1 protein-coding gene is annotated in these 392 nt (G+C 61.5%); it reads left to right on the forward strand.

Features of this window, described 5'->3' with window-relative positions:
* Positions 1-392 (forward strand): ABC transporter permease subunit (locus tag P0G09_RS15905; protein ID WP_275253142.1); only part of this gene is annotated, 392 nt, incomplete at both ends.

Here is a 392-nt window from a genome sequence, read left to right on the forward strand (position 1 = left end):
CCCGTATCATCGTGGGCACCACCGTAGGCACCAAGGCCACCATCGTCCCGCTGGTGGTGGCGGCCTTCCCGTTTGTGGCGCGTCTGGTGGAGGCCAGCCTGCGCGAGTTGGATGAGGGTGTGGTGGAAGCCGCCCAGAGCATGGGTGCGACCCCGTTCCAGATCATCACCAAAGTAATGATCCCCGAGTGCCTGCCCCGCCTGATCTCCAGCATGACCACAGCTTTGACCACCATTCTGGGCTACTCGGCCATGTCCGGTGTCATCGGCGGCGGCGGCCTGGGCAAGATCGCCCTTTCCTACGGCTACTACCGCTACCAGACCAACATTATGATCGTCTGTGTCATCCTTCTGGTGCTGCTGGTGCAGATCTTCCAGACCGTTGGCACTTTC

It is taken from the genome of Faecalibacterium sp. DFI.5.82 (assembly GCF_029076575.1).
Lineage (GTDB): Bacteria > Bacillota > Clostridia > Oscillospirales > Ruminococcaceae > Faecalibacterium > Faecalibacterium duncaniae.